The 15,887-nt window shown below is 59.2% G+C and carries 11 protein-coding genes; 4 read left to right on the top strand and 7 right to left on the bottom strand.

Annotated elements, in window-relative coordinates; translation table 11 throughout:
* Nucleotides 1-9: 9 nt before the first annotated feature.
* The gene (gene waaF / locus KUW18_RS05450; protein ID WP_206942107.1) at nucleotides 10-1,098 is read right to left on the bottom strand and encodes a lipopolysaccharide heptosyltransferase II; all 1,089 of its coding nucleotides are present in this window, start codon (nucleotides 1,096-1,098) and stop codon (nucleotides 10-12) included.
* Nucleotides 1,091-2,047: an ADP-glyceromanno-heptose 6-epimerase gene (gene rfaD / locus KUW18_RS05445; RefSeq protein WP_206942106.1), complete on the bottom strand. Its 957-nt coding sequence runs from the start codon at nucleotides 2,045-2,047 to the stop codon at nucleotides 1,091-1,093. The genes waaF and rfaD overlap by 8 nt, the downstream gene beginning before the upstream one ends.
* A 92-nt stretch (nucleotides 2,048-2,139) precedes the next feature.
* On the opposite strand from rfaD, the gene glyQ reads away from it, so the two are divergent.
* A complete protein-coding gene (gene glyQ, locus KUW18_RS05440; RefSeq protein WP_206942105.1) occupies nucleotides 2,140-3,102 on the top strand; it encodes a glycine--tRNA ligase subunit alpha in 963 nt (320 codons plus the stop codon).
* A gap of 2 nt (nucleotides 3,103-3,104) precedes the next feature.
* Nucleotides 3,105-5,171: a glycine--tRNA ligase subunit beta gene (gene glyS, locus KUW18_RS05435; protein WP_222560965.1), complete on the top strand. Its 2,067-nt coding sequence runs from the start codon at nucleotides 3,105-3,107 to the stop codon at nucleotides 5,169-5,171.
* Between the two features lie 264 nt (nucleotides 5,172-5,435).
* Here glyS and KUW18_RS05430 read toward each other — a convergent pair whose 3' ends face one another.
* Nucleotides 5,436-6,413: a zinc-binding dehydrogenase gene (locus tag KUW18_RS05430; RefSeq protein ID WP_222560964.1), complete on the bottom strand. Its 978-nt coding sequence runs from the start codon at nucleotides 6,411-6,413 to the stop codon at nucleotides 5,436-5,438.
* A gap of 272 nt (nucleotides 6,414-6,685) precedes the next feature.
* Between KUW18_RS05430 and KUW18_RS05425 the strand changes: the two genes are divergently transcribed.
* Together KUW18_RS05425 and gmhB are read left to right on the top strand one after the other, a co-directional pair.
* Nucleotides 6,686-7,612 (top strand): LysR family transcriptional regulator, encoded by a 927-nt coding sequence (locus KUW18_RS05425; protein ID WP_222560963.1) that lies wholly within the window; start codon nucleotides 6,686-6,688, stop codon nucleotides 7,610-7,612.
* Between the two features lie 119 nt (nucleotides 7,613-7,731).
* Nucleotides 7,732-8,304 carry a D-glycero-beta-D-manno-heptose 1,7-bisphosphate 7-phosphatase gene (gmhB, locus tag KUW18_RS05420; protein ID WP_222162267.1) on the top strand — a complete coding sequence of 191 codons (573 nt, stop codon included), beginning with the start codon at nucleotides 7,732-7,734 and terminating at the stop codon, nucleotides 8,302-8,304.
* A gap of 958 nt (nucleotides 8,305-9,262) precedes the next feature.
* Here the strand turns inward: gmhB and gyrB are convergent.
* From gyrB to dnaA, 4 genes are all read right to left on the bottom strand, one after another.
* Nucleotides 9,263-11,683, bottom strand: a complete 2,421-nt coding sequence (gyrB, locus tag KUW18_RS05415; protein ID WP_206942100.1) for a DNA topoisomerase (ATP-hydrolyzing) subunit B — start codon at nucleotides 11,681-11,683, stop codon at nucleotides 9,263-9,265.
* An 11-nt stretch (nucleotides 11,684-11,694) separates the two neighbouring features.
* Nucleotides 11,695-12,810, bottom strand: a complete 1,116-nt coding sequence (gene recF / locus KUW18_RS05410; RefSeq protein WP_222162268.1) for a DNA replication/repair protein RecF — start codon at nucleotides 12,808-12,810, stop codon at nucleotides 11,695-11,697.
* A 28-nt stretch (nucleotides 12,811-12,838) separates the two neighbouring features.
* Nucleotides 12,839-13,942, bottom strand: coding sequence for a DNA polymerase III subunit beta (gene dnaN / locus KUW18_RS05405; protein WP_206942097.1), 1,104 nt, complete (start codon nucleotides 13,940-13,942; stop codon nucleotides 12,839-12,841).
* A 194-nt stretch (nucleotides 13,943-14,136) separates the two neighbouring features.
* The gene (gene dnaA, locus KUW18_RS05400; RefSeq protein ID WP_222484262.1) at nucleotides 14,137-15,609 is read right to left on the bottom strand and encodes a chromosomal replication initiator protein DnaA; all 1,473 of its coding nucleotides are present in this window, start codon (nucleotides 15,607-15,609) and stop codon (nucleotides 14,137-14,139) included.
* Nucleotides 15,610-15,887 lie beyond the last annotated feature (278 nt).

The following is a 15,887-nucleotide window of genomic DNA, read 5'->3' as shown; positions in this document are numbered from 1 at the left end:
GAACGGCGATCAGGCGTTGATACGAGACGGTGTATCGAGAAGCTGCTGATCCGCCGTGATCGCTTCCAGCAGGGTGTCAGGGGTAATCTGCTTGAGGCAGTTGGTGTGGCCCAACGGACACTGCCGTTCGAAGCAGGGCGAGCAGGACAGTGCCAGGTAGTGAATCCGCGCATTGCTGGTCAGGGGCGGCGTGTACGCGGGTGACGAGGATCCATAGATGGCCTGGATGCGAGTCCCTACCGCCGCGGCCACATGCATCAGCCCGGAGTCGTTGGTCACGACCTGACGACAGTCGCCCAGCAGGTCGACAGCATCTTCCAGGCGCGTCGCACCACACAGGTTGTGGGCGTGCTCGAGGCCGCTGACAATCTCTTCTCCTGCGGCGCGATCCTTGGGCCCACCCAGCACCCTGACCTCAAAGCCTTGCGTGATCAGTTCAGCGGCCAGCCGATGAAAGTAGGCCAGGGGCCACTGCTTGGCGGGGCCGTACTCTGCACCAGGCATCATGCCGATGGCCGGCCGCACGCCAAGGCCGTGTTCACGATGCAGGCGGGCCAGGTTGTCGGCATCCTGCCGCAATAACGGTCTGGGTATCTCAAAGTCACCCGCCGTGGCAGTGGCCGCCGGCAGGCCCAGCGAGACAAAACGCTTGACGGTCTGGTCGAGAACGCGACGATTCAAGGTCCTGCGCTCGGTCAAAAGCCCGTAGCGATGTTCACCGGTGAACCCCACCCGCCGTGGCACCCGGGCCAGAAACGGCACCAGCGCTGACTTCCACGAGCGCGGCAACACCAGGGCCAGGTCGAAGCGGCCTTTCAGCGACTGTGCCAGACGATGGCGCGGCGCAAGGCCAAAGACGCCATGACCGACGCCCAGCTCCACCACTTCGTCAATCTCATCCATGCGCTCGAGGATGGGCCGGGACCAGGACGGCGCCACCACCGCTAGGCTGGCAGCACCCTGCTGCTTGAGCGTCATGAACAGGCTCTGGGCCATGACCATATCGCCCACCCAGCTCGGACCAACGACCAACAGACGCTGACCGGACAGGCGCGTCCCTGCCCGGTGCAGTGGAGCAGCGTGGGCTGCATCAGCCATTCAGCCACTCCAGATAGCGTGTCACGCCTTGTGCCACCGTATGGAACTCCTTGTCATAGCCGACCTCGCGCAGACGAGAAATATCGGCGCGGGTGTAGCTCTGATAGCGTCCCTTGAGTTCATCCGGAAAGTCGATGTACTCGATCTTGCCCTTGCCATAGAAGTCGATCACCGTCTCGCCGATGGCCTTGAATGGCTCCGCCCGGCCACTGCCGAGGTTGAAGATGCCAGACACCTCGGGGTTGTCCAGGAACCACAGGTTGACGTCGACCACATCCCCGACGTAGACGAAGTCGCGGCTCTGCATGCCCGCTTCATAGCCGTCCCATGCGCCAAACAAGCGCAGGTCTTCACCGGCGCTGATCTGGGTGTGGTGATGGTACGCCACGCTGGACATCTTGCCCTTGTGCTGTTCGCGCGGGCCGTAGACGTTGAAGTAGCGGAAGCCGACTACCTGGGTCGTGAGGGTGTCCTGACGCGAGCGTACGTACTGGTCGAACAGCAGCTTGGAGTAGCCGTAGACGTTGAGCGGTTTTTCGTGTTCCGGCGACTCCACGAACACCTCGCTTCCACCGTAGGTGGCCGCCGAGGACGCGTAGAGGAACGGAATGCCTTCCTGCTCGCAGAAATGCAGCAGCTCCTTGGAGTAGGTGAAGTTATTTTCCAGCATGAAGCGGCCATCCCACTCGGTGGTATCCGAGCAGGCGCCCTCATGGAAGATCGCCTCGATGGGCGGCAGCTGATTCAGCTCTCCGCGCATGTGGGCCTGCACCCTGGCGAGAAACTCGTCCTTGTCCATGTAGTCGCCCAGCGTCAGGTCCGCCAGGTTGACGAACTTGGTGCCATCCCTCAGGTCATCGACCACCAGGATGTCTGTGCGTCCACGGTCATTGAATGCCTTGACCAGATTTGAGCCGATGAAGCCGGCTCCGCCTGTCACTACGATCATGGGGAAACCTCTGTTGGCGCTGTGCCTATAACCGAATTGCCTGTGATTGTATACTTGACGGCTCGTGAATTCATGGCCAACGGTGCTTCCCAATGACACAGTCGACGCCAGACGTGGCAACCTTCCAGGGCCTGATCCTTGCCCTGCAACAGTACTGGGCCGAACAGGGCTGCGTGATCATGCAGCCGCTGGACATGGAAGTCGGTGCGGGCACCTTTCACCCGGCGACCTTCCTGCGCTCCATCGGACCCGAAACCTGGAACTCCGCGTACGTTCAACCGTCACGCCGACCCACCGATGGCCGCTACGGCGAAAACCCCAATCGCCTGCAGCACTACTACCAGTTTCAGGTGGTCATGAAGCCGTCCCCGGCCAATCTTCAGGAGCTCTACCTGGGTTCGCTGGAGCGACTTGGCATCGACCCCCTGGTGCATGACATTCGCTTCGTCGAAGACAACTGGGAGTCCCCCACCCTGGGTGCCTGGGGCCTCGGCTGGGAAGTCTGGCTCAATGGCATGGAAGTGACCCAGTTCACCTACTTCCAACAGGCTGGTGGCATCGAGTGCTTCCCGGTTACCGGTGAGCTGACCTACGGTCTCGAACGTATCGCCATGTACCTGCAGGACGTGGACAGCGTCTACGACCTGGTATGGGCCATTGCCCCGGACGGCACACGCGTCAGCTATGGCGACGTCTATCTGCAGAACGAGCGCGAACAGTCGACCTACAATTTCGAGCACGCCGACGTGCCCGCCCTGTTCGGCAACTTCGACCATCAGGAAAGCGAGTGCCAGAAGCTGCTGGCAGCCAACCTTCCGCTGCCGGCCTACGAGCAAGTGCTGAAGGCCTCTCATACCTTCAACCTGCTCGACGCCCGTCACGCCATCTCGGTCACCGAACGCCAGCGCTATATCCTGCGCGTGCGCACCATGGCCCGTGACGTGGCCCACGCTTACTACGCCTCACGCAAGGCAGCCGGCTTCCCGCTGGCGCCGGAAGCACTACGGCGTGAACTTCTCGACGACGAACCCCTTGCCGCCCAGGGAGACGCATAAGCATGGCTGCCCATACCCTCCTGGTTGAACTCGGTGTGGAAGAACTTCCGCCCGGAGCCATCGACACCCTTTCCGATGCCTTCGCCGAAGGCATCCGCCGCGGCCTGGTCGATGCCGACGTCGACTTTCAGGCGATCGCCGCCTACGCCTCACCACGACGGCTGGCCGTGACGGTGGAAGCCCTGGCCGACAAGCAGCCCGACCGTGAGATCGAGAAGCGCGGCCCCGCTCTCGCTGCAGCGTTCAAGGACGGTGAGCCGACCAAGGCTGCTCAGGGCTTCGCACGTTCCTGTGGGGTCGAGGTGGACCAGCTGATTCATCTTGAAACCGACAAGGGCACCTGGCTCGGCTTTCGTGAACAGCAGCAGGGGGAAAGCACGGTTGCCCTGCTGCCCGCCATCATCGACAAGGCCGTGTCGGCGTTGCCGGTTCCCAAGAACATGCGCTGGGGCGCTTCTCGCGTAGAATTTTCCCGCCCGGTGCACTGGCTGGTGGCGCTGTACGGTGACGAGGTCGTACCGGCTACCGTACTTGGACTTGAGGCAGGTCGCGACACTCGTGGACACCGTTTTCATGCCCCGGAAGCCATCAGCCTGGGGCATGCTGACGACTATCTGAAGGCGCTCGAGGATGCCTGGGTGCTCGCCGATCGGACCCGGCGCCGCGAACGCATCCGCGAACAGGTACTGGCCGAAGCCGAGTTGCTCGAAGCCACCGCGGTGATCGACGAAGACCTGCTCATGGAAGTCAGTGGCCTGGTGGAATGGCCAGTGGCGTTGACCGGCAGCTTCGATGAGCGCTTCCTCGACGTCCCCGCCGAATGCCTGATTTCCTCCATGAAGGCCAACCAGAAGTACTTCCACCTGCTTGATGAGGAAGGCAAGCTGAAGCCCGCCTTCATCACGGTGTCCAACATTGACAGCCGCGAGCCGGACAAGGTCATCGCGGGCAACGAGAAGGTCATCCGTCCGCGCCTGGCGGATGCCGCCTTCTTCTACGACACCGATCGCAAGCAGCCCCTGGCCAACCGGATCGACGGCCTGGCCAACGTGGTCTTCCAGAAGCAGCTGGGCACCCTGGCCGACAAGGCCGCCCGCAGCGCCGAGGTCGCCGCTCACATTGCCGGCCAGATTGGCGGCGATGCCTCACGTGCACGCCGAGCCACCACCCTTGCCAAGTGTGACCTGGTCACCGAGATGGTCCTCGAGTTTCCGGAGCTCCAGGGCATCATGGGCCGCTACTATGCGCAGAATGATGGGGAGGACCCGGAGGTCGCCCAGGCGCTTGAGGAGCAGTACCTGCCCCGCTTCGCATCGGATGCCATTCCTGCCACTCTGACCGGCAAGGCGCTGGCGATCGCTGATCGACTGGATACCATCACCGGTATCTTTGGCATTGGGCAGCGTCCCAGTGGCACCAAAGATCCTTTCGCGCTTCGCCGTGCCTCCATCGGCGTGCTGAACATCATGGTCAAGGGCGAGCTCAATCTTGATCTACGCGAGCTGCTGGAACTGGCGGTGGCACAGCACGCTTCGTTGCCCAAGGCCGAGGGTCTGGTAGAGGACGTGCTGGGCTATATGCTCGACCGCTTCCGTGCCTGGGCCCAGGACGAAGGCATTGGTACTGAAGTGTACCTGGCCGTGCGTGCCCGCCCGGTGACTCGTCCCCTGGACTTTGCCCGCCGTCTGCGCGCCGTGGCGCATTTTGCCGGCCGTGACGAGGCCGCGGCACTGGCCGCAGCCAACAAGCGCGTCAGCAATATCCTGAGCAAGCAGCAGCACGATGGTAGCGTGTCAGTGGACGAGAGCCTTCTCAGCGAAGACGCAGAGAAGGCACTGCAGCGTGCTGTCAGTACCTGTGATAGTGAAGTCACCCCGCTGTTCCAGCAGGCGCGCTACAGCGATGCCCTTGATGTGCTGGCAAGCCTAAGAGCCCCGGTGGATGCCTTCTTTGATCAGGTGATGGTCATGGCCGACGACGAAGCCGTTCGCGCCAATCGCCTGGCTCTGCTTGCGAGCCTGCAGGCGCTGTTCCTGGAAGTTGCCGACATCGCGGAGCTTCAGCAATAGCAGGACGCTGTTTTCGCTTGATAGTTTCGGCAAAGGCCGACCCACCAAGGGTCGGCCTTTTTCATGCCCTTCACCAGCGGAAAGGTATCACTCTGGGGCTGGACAGGAACTGAACACAGGAGCTGAACACGTGACATAAGGGCTGGCGATGTTTCACGTGAAACATTGCCCATGCGCCAGAGGTGGTTAGCCCCTGGGCAGAGGTCAGATACTCACCGAGAAAGGTTCTCCTGGGCAACGCTGGCCGCCAAGCCAGAGGTCACTTCAGCACACGGTCCATGAGGCCAGCCCTTGATCGACGATCACCACGTGCTTGCCCAGCGCCTCCTGGGGGCCGGCACCATCACGCCCTTCGGGTTCTCGAAACACCTCCGACCAGCGGCTCGGAGGTGTGCGTCTTCCAATTCTCGGGCGCAAGTGATGGCGTTGCATGTGATCCAGTAGGCGCTCGAAATCCAACCGGCTACCCACACTGATGCCTTCAAACTGGAGCAACTTTCGGATAGCAGGACCAATAACGTCACCGCGAACGTTGCTGCCCTCAAGGAAACCCAGCAAGGCAACGCGGCCATTGGTCGCCATCGATGGCAAGATAATGTCTACCAAAAACTGGCCGCCCACCGTATCCAACGCGACGTCCACACCCTGGCCATCCGAGGCTGACAGGATACTCTCCACCAGATCGTCGCTGTCCTGGTGACGATGGATCACAGCAGCCGCTCCCATGGCCATAAGTTGAGGGGAAAGCTCCGGCCTCGACGTAACGACCAACGCTCGCGCCCCGGCGGACGCGGCAAGTTCAAGCGCCTGCAGTGAGACATTGCCAGTTCCGGGCAACAGTACATGCTGCCCTTCCAGCCCAACGAGCCCTCGTAACGCTCTCCAAGCAGTGACGCCAGAGATGGCCAGTGCCGCCGCCTCCTCCAGGCGCCACCCCACCGGTACGTGCAGCAGCGCGCGACGCGGCATCACCACTTCCTCCGCCAGCCAACCGTCACTTGGCCCGCCCACCTTGGAGTCGTGAAAAGCGGGACGGAAGGGCCCTGACTGCCAGTCCACCACATAGTGACCAAGCACGGCATCGCCATCCTTCACGTCATCGACCTCGGCTCCGGTCTCGATCACGACGCCCGCCCCTTCTGATAGAGGAATATAGGGGCGGCGCATATTTGGCAGGTAGTTGCCTGCCTGAAGCGCCACATCACGAAAGTTGACCCCTGCCGCAGCGACTCGAATTCGCACCTCATCCGGCCTCAGTACTGCACGAGCGTCATATTGCGCCTTTACCCCCTCGGGCCCCGTGTGTACTGAGCGAAGTGCTTTGACGGAAACTCCCGCTCCCCCACTCTCTATCATGGTCATCGCCTTACTCCCCTCATTCCTGGAAGCGTTAAGCATCAGGGACAACATTGACCAGCACCATCGAAGCATCCGCAAACGGGTGTTGCGCTACACTCAAGAATCAGAGAATACCTCGTCGGTCGACGAAGGCCCCCTGTCCCAGGAAGACTCCGATGCCGTCTCACCATGACACCCAACTGTCTGGCCTTATCGCACTTCTCGAGGTGGCACGCCATGGTTCGCTCAGAGCTGCAGGAGAGCACCTCAACCTCACCAGTGGAGCGATCAGTCGTCGACTAGATGCCTTGGAAGATCGCCTTGGTGTCCCGCTACTGCTAAGGACAACTCGGCGCGTGACCCTGACCGACGCGGGCCATGCCTACCTGGAACAGGCGGTACCGGCTCTCGGCATACTGGAAAACGCCGAACAGTCCCTCAAGGGCCAGCAAGATCATCCTGCGGGAACGCTGAGAGTCTCACTTCCCGTCAACTTCGGTCGCCTGCACATTGCGCCGATCCTTCCCGACTTTCTCATCAGATACCCGGATATCCGTCTGGAAGCGGACTTCGATGATCGTTTTGTCGATATTCTGGAATCAGGTCATGATCTGGCCGTTCGGGTTGGATCTCTCGAGGATTCAAGACTCGTCGCCTTCCCCCTCGCCTCTGACGAACGGCTTCTGGTGGCATCGCCCCATTACTTGGAGCGCTATCGAACGCCCTTGCATCCGCTTGATCTGCTCGAGCACAACTGCCTTCACTACACGCGGTTCCAGGGCATTCAGCGATGGCGCATGCGTAGGGGGGAGGACGTCCACAGCCTCCCTATTCGAGGAAGCTTCCGTTCCAACTATGGACATGCACTCGTTATCGCTGCCGAAGCTGGCCTCGGTATCCTGCACACGTCCAGAGCGATCGTTCAGAACCAGATGGAACAGGGACGCCTGACGAGGGTTCTTGCTGACTGGTCGCTACCGGATATCAGCGTGCATGCTCTCACGCCAAATCGTCATCCTCCCCTCCGTGCCCGCCTGTTCATTGAGTTCTTGCGCACGGCGCTGAATCACTCAACGTATCGTCCCCTGCAGCATGACAGCTAGTGAGAAGCCACCCGACGACAACGGCATTGCGGTGATTGTTTCACGTGAAACATCGCTCTACACTGCTGTGATCCTGCTCAGCACTCGCCATCCACACACTACTTCCAGCAGACTCCGATATGCCCCAGGGACTCGTCATTCTCGATCGTGACGGAGTGATCAACCGTGACTCCGACAACTACATCAAATCACTGGATGAGTGGGTGGCTTATCCAACGGCCATTTCGGCTATCGCACGTCTGACACAGGCGGGCTGGCAAGTTGCCGTTGCTACCAACCAGTCAGGCATCGGCAGAGGATATTATGATGTCGCGACTCTCGAGCTGATGCATGCGCGGATGACCTCTCTGGTTGAAGCTCAGGGCGGCAACATTGACCATATTGCCTACTGCCCCCACGTCGACACCGACCAGTGCGACTGCCGCAAGCCACTACCGGGTCTGCTCCTGCAAATCCAGTCGGCATTAGGCTTGGAAACCCTGAGAGGGTGCTGGATGGTAGGTGATAGCCTGCGTGATCTTCAGGCGGGTGACGCGGTGGGCTGTCGCCAGGCCTTGGTTCGCACCGGTAAGGGTGAGCGGACGCTTGCTAAGCACCCGGAGCTTCAGGCAGCGACGAGTCACGTTACGGTCTATGACGACCTCGCCCACTTCGTCGACGTGTTGCTATCTGCGACCCATCACGCCGACTGAGCCACAGAACATGTAAAAGAGGCCGGACAGTTTGTGCATACACTACACGGCTGCTCGGTTCTCGGCATGTGCGGTATCAGACTAGCTGTCATCGAAGCGCGGACATGCCTGCGTAGAACGTTGTAGCCCTTTGAGATCCGTAGATACCGGTCTGACTCACCCCTGAGTGCAGTCTATAGGGCACCCGCAAGAAGGCATATCCCGCGTCCAATCGCCGTCATTTATCGCTGGCATTCGATCATATCGATGTTTCACGTGAAACATGTCGGCGTAGAACGGATCCTGATGTCGCTCTGGTGCACCCTTCAAATTCCTGCAAAAGTACGCGCAGTAGATTGGCGTCACCTTTGTGAATTCAATGAGTTATGAAACATCATCGTGGCAAAGCCAGCGCAGCCCACGTTACCTTTTAACGTTGCCAAGTCCATCTTCTTAGGGTTTTCACCCCATCTCTTCTGTTAGCGTAAACAGCTTGCTCCTCCCCTGGCGGCTTGCCATCAACGCGCTCCGCTATTCTTTTCTCCTCTTCCCTTCCCTTCCCTTCCCTTCCCTTCCCTTCCCTTCCCTTGAAGAGGGTGCCACCGCCAAATCGGGACACAACCCACAGAAGGCATACGCTATCTAGAAATATTATTCACAGGCGCGTTCCGAAAAAGGCATCAACAGACGTTTTACGCGCAACGTTATCCACAGCTGGGATCCAGGAAACACTATGTATATCAATTGGCTTCAATCGCGCCTCCAGACGCTGTCCACAGGGAAATTGATCTGGGAGGCTTGATCTAAAATGTCCGGTCAACGATTCGTCATCCGGGCTCTTCACCGCGACGCTTTAACATGCATCCCGGCAAGTTTTATCCATCGCTCACGAAAAAGCCCGACCTGAGAACAGATCGGGCTCTTCCTGGGACGATGTTTCACGTGAAACATCGAAGCCACCATGCTCCAACTGGACTATCTACACGTCCAGGTTGGCCACCAGTGCATTGCGCTCGATGAAGTCACGGCGTGGCTCGACTTCATCGCCCATCAGGGTGTTGAACATCATGTCCGCCGCCACGGCATCCTCGATCGACACACGCAACATGCGGCGGGTGTTGGGATCCATCGTGGTTTCCCAAAGCTGTTCCGGGTTCATCTCCCCCAGACCCTTGTAGCGCTGAATAGAAAGGCCACGCTGGGATTCATGCATCAGCCAGTCCAGCGCCTCATAGAAGGTCTTTACGGGCTTCTTGCGCTCACCCCGTGCCACGTACGCTCCCTCTTCAAGCAGCCCTTCCAGAGTCTCACCCAGGCCTGCAATGGCCTTGTAGTCAGCGCTGGTGAAGAAGTCGAGTCCCCACACATAGTCGGTGGTTACACCGTGAGCGATCAGCGTCACGGCAGGCAGGAAGACTCCCCTTTCGTCATCTTCCTGGAGCGAAAAGGTATAACGCGGGCCACCTTCATAGGCGACCAGGTCATCCATTTCCTTCTGCAGGTGCTCGATCCAGTTCTGCATGGTAACTCTGTCACGCAGACTGTTTTCACCGTCGAGCTTGGCCGCGTGCACAATCTTGCGCAGCACCTCGCTGGGATAGACCCTGGACAGACGATCGATCCGCTTCATCACGTCACGATACTGATTCACCAGGGTTTCAAGCTGAGCGCCAGTAATGCCCGGGGCATCCTCGCTGACACACAGACGCGCACCATCCAGCGCTGTCGTGGTCAGGTAGTCAGTCATCGCCTGCTCATCCTTGAGGTAGAGCTCTTGCTTGCCGCGCTTGATCTTGTACAGCGGCGGCTGAGCAATAAAGACATGACCACGCTCGATCAGCTCGGCCATCTGCCGGAAGAAGAACGTCAACAGCAGCGTACGGATGTGCGATCCATCCACATCGGCGTCGGTCATGATGATGATCGAGTGATAACGCAGCTTATCTGGGTTGAACTCCTCACGCCCGATACCGCAGCCAAGCGCGGTGATCAGCGTACCCACCTCGGCGGAGGACAACATCTTGTCGAAACGTGCTTTCTCGACATTAAGAATCTTGCCCTTCAGCGGCAGGATGGCCTGGGTGCGTCGATCACGCCCTTGCTTGGCGCTGCCACCGGCAGAGTCACCCTCTACCAGGTAGAGTTCAGACAGGCCGGGATCCTTCTCCTGGCAGTCTGCCAACTTGCCGGGTAGGCCAGCGATATCCAACGCGCCCTTGCGGCGAGTCATATCGCGGGCCTTACGTGCAGCCTCTCGAGCCCGGGCAGCGTCAAGCATCTTGTTGACGATAGCCTTGGCCTCATTCGGCCGCTCTACCAGATATTCCGAGAACGATCTTCCAAGCTCCTGTTCCACCGCCGTTTTTACTTCGGAGGAAACCAGCTTGTCCTTTGTCTGGGAAGAGAACTTCGGGTCAGGTACCTTGACCGAGATGATCGCCGTCAAACCCTCACGGGCATCATCGCCGGAAGTGCTGACCTTCATCTTCTTCAACAAGCCTTCAGACTCGATGTAATGATTCAGTGTGCGAGTCAAAGAAGCACGGAAGCCCGCCAGGTGCGTACCACCATCCCGCTGCGGGATGTTATTGGTATAACAGAAGATATTCTCGGCAAAGGTGTCATTCCACTGCATCGCCACCTCGACCGCGACACCATCTTCCCGCTCCACATTGAAGTGGAAGACAGGATTCAGCACGGTCTTGTTCGTATTGAGGTGATCGACGAAAGCCTTGAGCCCGCCTTCGTAGTGAAACAGTTCTTCCTTGCCGCTCCGTTCATCAAGCAGGCGGATGGCGACCCCAGAGTTCAGGAAGGACAGCTCGCGCAGACGCTTGGCCAGGATATCGTAGTGGAATTCGATATTACCGAATGTCTCAGGCGACGGGCGGAAGTGGACACGAGACCCGGTCTTCTCGGTCTGTCCCACGACGCTGAGCGGAGCATCAGGCACACCGTGACGATACACCTGCTCGTGCACCTGTCCAGCGCGCCAGATGGTGAGCTTGAGCTCTTCGGACAACGCGTTGACAACAGACACGCCTACGCCGTGAAGGCCGCCGGAGACCTTATAGGAGTTGTCATCGAACTTACCGCCAGCGTGCAGGACCGTCATGATGACCTCTGCAGCGGACACGCCTTCCTCTTCGTGGATATCCGTCGGAATGCCGCGGCCGTTATCGCTCACGGTGATGGATTCATCCGGATGGATGATCACCTTGATTTCGCTACAGTGTCCGGCCAGCGCCTCGTCGATGGAGTTGTCCACCAGCTCGAACACCATGTGATGCAGGCCAGTACCATCATCGGTATCGCCGATGTACATCCCGGGCCGCTTGCGTACGGCATCCAGGCCTTTCAGTACCTTGATGCTCGATGAGTCGTAAGCTTGTTCGCTCATTGACCACTCCGTCATGAAGTCTGTCTGTCTATGGCCTGCAGCTGGCCTCGTCCATCAGCGAGATGTTTCACGTGAAACATTGCCAAGGGTGTATCGGGCTGCCACAGGTCGGCCAGCACCTCGTGATCCACGCTGGTAATAAAGGCCTGGCAGCGCATCCGCTCCAGCCACTGGCAAAAGACCTTGCGATGGTCATGGTCCAGTTCGGCGGGCAGATCGTCGATCAGGTAAAGACAGGTTCGCCCCGTCAACCTTTCCAGCATCCTTCCTTGTGCAAGCTTGAGTGCGCTCACGACGAGTTTCTGCTGTCCTCGTGAAAGCACTTCAACAGCCGGGCGCTTGCCGAGCCTGATGGAGAGGTCAGCTCTCTGCGGACCCTGCTGGGTAAATCCCATCTGACGATCAGTGTCCCTGGCACCTTCCAATACCTCGGACAGCGAGCGCTGACGATCCCACCCACGGGTGTAGCGCAAACGTAATTCCGGCAGGCTAATCAAGCCTTCGAGGGTTTCGTGGAAGATGGGGGAAAAGGCATCGACCCACTCATCGCGCAGTGCGTCCATCCTCTCCCCTGAAACTGCCAGCTCATGCTCCCAGACTGCCAGCGTCTGGGCGTCCATTCTACCATGCCTGAGCAGGGCATTCCGATGTTTCAAGGCCCGTCTAAAGCGCTGCCAGGCTCCTAGAAAGTCATGTTTCACGTGAAACACTCCCCAATCGAGAAACTCGCGACGCCCGGCTGGAGGGCCTTCCAACAAACGGAATGCATCCGGATTGATCAACTGGAGGGGGAGCGTTTCGACAAGCTGTGACAGGCGCTCGACGCGCTCACCGCCAATACGCAAGGTAAGCTCACTCTCATGCCGGCACCGACGCAGTCCGATGGCCACCGGAGGATCTCCGGCCAGACGCCCATGCAGGACGAGCGTATCGACCTCGTGATGCAGCACCTGGGCGAGCTTGCGGGCACGGAAGGAGCGCCCCATGCCCAGCAGGTGAATCCCTTCAAGCAGGCTGGTCTTGCCACTGCCATTCCGGCCAGTGATCAAGTTGATTCCTGGCGAAGGCAAAACATCAAGGGCCTGCAGATTACGCAGGCCCTGAAACACCAAACGGTCTAACGGCATGTATCAGCCTTGAGCACGGCACATGACATCAAAGGCGCATCGGCATCACGACGTAGAGCGCATCACCACCACCCGGCTCTTCCATCAATGCACTGCTGTTAGGGTCGCCTAAGGTCATCTGCACCCGGTCTTCACCGACAGCATTGAGAACATCGATCAGATAGCCGACGTTAAAGCCGATCTCCATGGCAGGTCCGCTGTACTCGATAGCAATGTTCTCTTCGGCTTCTTCCTGCTCAGGGTTGTTGGCCATCACCCTCAAGTTGCCTTCCTCAAGGTTCAGACGAACGCCACGATACTTCTCGTTGGAAAGAATCGCGGTACGCGACAGGACCTGACGAAGCTCGGCTCGCTCGGCAATGAAGACCTTGTCACCGCCCTTCGGGACCACTCGCTCATAGTCCGGAAACTTCCCGTCTACCAGCTTGGAGGTGAAGGTAAAGTCACCGGTGTGGGCGCGAATATGGGTCGAGCCGAGGGTCAGACTGACGGGCTCTTCCGAGTCATCCAGTAGACGCACCAGTTCCAGTACGCCCTTGCGAGGCACGATCAGCTTCTGGGAAGCACTGACCTGGATGTCGGCGGGCCGAGAGCACACCGCCAGACGGTGGCCGTCGGTCGCGACGGAGCGAACCAGGTTAGGGGCGAACTCCAGCAGCAGACCATTCAGGTAATAGCGCACATCCTGCTGTGCCATGGCGAATGAGGTCGCATCGATAAGCTGCTTGAGCGTCCCCCGCGGAAGCGCCAACTCTACGCTGCTCTGGCCATCTTCGATATTCGGAAACTCAGCCACCGGAAGCGTCGACAAGGTAAATCTCGAACGCCCACTTCGCAGAACGGCACGACCATCCTCGATGGACAGCTCAAGTTCAGACTGATCCGGTAGTGACTTGCAGATATCCATCAGCTTGCGCGCCGGAACTGTGATCGCGCCGGGCTCGTCGACCTGGCTAGCGACAGTGCGGCCGACCAGCTCAACCTCTAGATCGGTACCGGTCAGCGCGACTTCGTCTTGCTCGACCTGGATCAGCACATTGGAAAGCACCGGCAAGGTCTGCCGACGCTCGACCACGCCGGCGACCAGCGTCAACGGCCGCAGTAGCGCTTCGCGGGAGATGGAAAATTTCATGTCGGCTCCACTTCTTGTCCGAGAGAGTGAGACGGGGTATCAGTCAGTGACATATACACGGCGCCACAGGCGCTGTGTGTCTTGGTGGCATAGTATCGCCCAGGGTCAGACGTCATCGATACATCCATGGCCCCCGGGCAACCCCTCTGGGGTGTGATGACACAGCATTGAATGCCGTGGTTGGCCACTCAGCCTCAGCTTGTCAGCAACCGCAGCAGGTTCTTGTAGTCTTCACGGATGTCGGCATTTTCTTCCTGCAGCGCCTGCACCTTTCGGCAAGCATGCAGCACGGTGGTGTGGTCACGGCCCCCAAAGGCATCCCCGATTTCGGGCAGGCTATGGTTCGTCAGCTCCTTGGCCAATGCCATGGCGACCTGGCGCGGGCGAGCCACTGAACGCGAACGTCGCTTCGACAGAAGGTCGGCCAGCTTGATCTTGTAATACTCAGCGACAGTGCGCTGAATATTGTCCACGCCTACCTGCTTGTCCTGGAGGGCCAGCAAATCCTTGAGCGACTCCCGAATAAAGTCCTGGGTAATCGGCTTGCCCATAAAGTGCGAGTCAGCGATGACTTTCTTCAGGGCACCTTCCAGCTCGCGCACATTCGAACGGATCTTCTGGGCAATGAAGAACGCCGCATCGTGGGGCAAGTCGACCTTTGCCTGATCCGCCTTCTTCATCAAGATCGCGACTCGCGTCTCGAGCTCGGGGGGCTCGATGGCAACCGTCAGGCCCCAGCCAAAGCGAGACTTGAGGCGTTCCTCGACCCCACTGATCTCCTTGGGATAGCGGTCAGACGTCAGAATCATCTGCTGACCGCCTTCAAGCAGCGCATTGAAGGTATGGAAAAATTCTTCCTGGGAGCGTTCCTTGCCGGCAAAGAACTGGATGTCATCGATCAACAGCGCATCGACACTACGATAGAAACGCTTGAAATCGTTGATGGCATTCAGCTGCAGCGCCTTGACCATATCGGCAACGAACCGCTCGGAATGGAGATACACCACTCTGGCGTTCTCGCGGCGCCCTGCCAGCGCGTTACCGACCGCGTGCATCAAGTGTGTCTTACCAAGACCCACCCCACCGTACAGGAACAGGGGATTGTAGGCACCGCCGGGGTTTTCCGACACCTGGCGAGACGCGGCTCGAGCCAGCTGGTTTGACTTGCCCTCGACGAAGGTCTCGAAGGTGAAGTTGGGATTCAGCCCGCTGGAGTGCTTGAGGCTACCCTCTACCTGTACCTGACGCTCCCCTCCAGCGGAGCGCGCCACCGGGTCGTTGCCCTCGTCCCGCAGCCGATCGACTTCCCTTTCATCGCCGACATCCCCACGGGGTGGCGTATGCACCGCGGGGGCACGTGGCGCGCTGGCGGAGACCGGATCACCCAGATCCCGCGTCTGGGGAGCGGGCGACGCTGCCCGTCGGCTACCCACAGTGAGCATCACTTTGGGCGGCTTTGCCGGCGCAAGCTCCCGCATCAACTCACTGATTCGCTTTGCATACTTGTCACTGACCCAATCGCGCACAAAGCGATTGGGTGCCAGCAGCCGAAGCTGATTGGACTCCCCTTCTTCCGCCTGCAATGGGCGAATCCAGGTGTTGAACTGCTGGGAACTCAGTTCATCCTGAAGGGTTTGTAGACACTGTTGCCAGAGAGCGAGCGACACGCGAGCTACCTTGGTTGAAGAACGACCGCATATTGTAGCTGCGTCTGAACGAGTTATCCACACGACTTGAGGACCTGAAAAACATTGTGGACAACACATGTTTGCTACCCATGATGAGTCGGGGACAAGCTGAACGCATCATCCGGGCTGTGGATAATTTCGCATCCTGTCCACCTTCCTTACACCGGCTGCCCTCAGCTGCTCAACGTCTTCTCCACATTCTTATTTGCAACGCAACATGATGATATGTTGATAGTTGTATGGCTTATCCACAATCT

Source organism: Halomonas sp. DP5Y7-2 (genome assembly GCF_019802025.1).
Classification (GTDB): Bacteria; Pseudomonadota; Gammaproteobacteria; order Pseudomonadales; family Halomonadaceae; genus Halomonas; species Halomonas litopenaei_A.
The sequence above is the reverse complement of the archived record's forward strand: the minus strand, read 5'-3'. Positions and strand labels throughout refer to the sequence as shown.